The sequence below is a fragment of the Pedobacter sp. ok626 genome, assembly GCF_900100435.1.
Taxonomy (GTDB): domain Bacteria; phylum Bacteroidota; class Bacteroidia; order Sphingobacteriales; family Sphingobacteriaceae; genus Pedobacter.
The window spans coordinates 1-1648 of sequence record NZ_FNEX01000035.1 but is presented as its reverse complement, the minus strand read 5'-3'; the positions used below and the strand labels follow the sequence as shown (position 1 = coordinate 1648).

Genomic DNA, 1648 nt, shown 5'->3' with positions numbered 1-1648 from the left:
AACAAGCCATAACTCACTGAAAAACAATAAGAAAAACTAAAAACTATTTCAGTCCTCTATATTAAGCTCTTCCTATTCTATCGATGAGCAGCTGACAAACCCTTTATATCTCTTGTTCATTAGTCAACTCTGAATACATACATTCAATGCTTAGGTTTTAAGTTTAACTTCATAACTAACCTTAAAAACGGCATAAAAATAAGGCCAAGTAATTAAACTCAGCTTAATTTAAGGTCAAAAACAAAACTAACCTTAAAATGAAGTACTTTTTAAGGTTAGGTGGATTATTTTAGTTATATTTGATTATGGCTTATCCAATAAACCCTGATAGAAACAAACCCTGGAATGATCTACCCTTGCTTCCAATAGATAAAGAACTATATGAAGATATTCAAATATTTACCCGCCTTGGAAATGCTAAAGCTGCACTAGGAAGATTACAAGGTCGTAGCATTGCCATACCTAATCAAGGATTGTTGATCAACTCTATAAGTCTACAAGAAGCCAAAGCTTCAAATGCGATAGAAAACATCTTTACCACGGATGATGAACTTTACAAAGCTTATAGCGAACACCAAACCAAACAACAGGAGGGCCCTACCAAAGAGATCTTAAATTATAGAGAAGCTCTATGGTTGGGCTATGGATATTTACAAGAAGGTCAACTGTTCGATGAGGCTTACTTTGTAAAAATGTACAGAACCATAAGCCAATTTAAGGATGGCATAAGGCCACCCGTAGCACAGATTTATATTAAAGAAGGTGGCTCTGGCTTAAATGCAGGCAAAGCATCCTATACTCCGCCTCGTGGCCCTGGCATTATAGAGTCCAAACTTAGCAACCTCATAAATTTTTTAAATGATGATGAGAAATATCCAATAGATCCGCTCTTAAAAATGGCTATTGGTCATTTTCAATTCGAAGCCATTCACCCTTTCAGAGATGGCAATGGAAGAACTGGAAGAATATTCAACATTCATTATCTCACCAAAAAAGGCTTACTTGATTATCCAATTCTCTTCTTAAGTCGTTACATTATGGACAATAAAGAAGAATATTACTCAACACTCTCTGGAATTACCCAAAGGGGCAACTGGAAAAACTGGTTTCTCTTCATGTTAAAAGCCGTCGAAGTCACGGCGAACCTCACTTACAATAAAATTAATGATATCATCTCGGCAAAAGATGCAATCCTGGATGCAGTTATTTCCAAAGGAAACATCAACCGTCCAGAATCTCTCGTAAATACCTTATTTATGGAGCCTTTTACACGGGTAATGCATCTTACCAACAGAGGTCTTTATGCTGAAAATACAGCGCGTAAGTATCTTGATGAATTATCAAATATGGGAATACTTGAAAAAAGGATGATACATGGCAATAGTTATTACCTCAATCTAGAACTATACAGGATCCTTTCAGAATAATAACATAATCGTATCTCAACGAAATAGCGTACCCCAGGAGAATGGGGTTAAGAAACAATCTTCAAATACCTCAGTAGAATTCGGCCAGACAGTTATAAAATAAATCTTAGGATTATTCCTAAATTCCTATAAACAAGAAAAGCCGATAGTCTATTGGACTACCGGCTTTCTTTTAAGATTTGGCACCGACCTACTCTCCCACGTGTTACCGCAGTACCATC

The 1648-nt window shown here is 36.3% G+C and carries 1 protein-coding gene; it reads left to right on the top strand.

Going from position 1 to position 1648, the window contains the following annotated elements:
* The first annotated feature begins 305 nt into the window (after positions 1–305).
* Positions 306–1427 (top strand): Fic family protein, encoded by a 1122-nt coding sequence (locus tag BLS35_RS27450; RefSeq protein WP_090787959.1) that lies wholly within the window; start codon positions 306–308, stop codon positions 1425–1427.
* Positions 1428–1648: the final 221 nt, after the last annotated feature.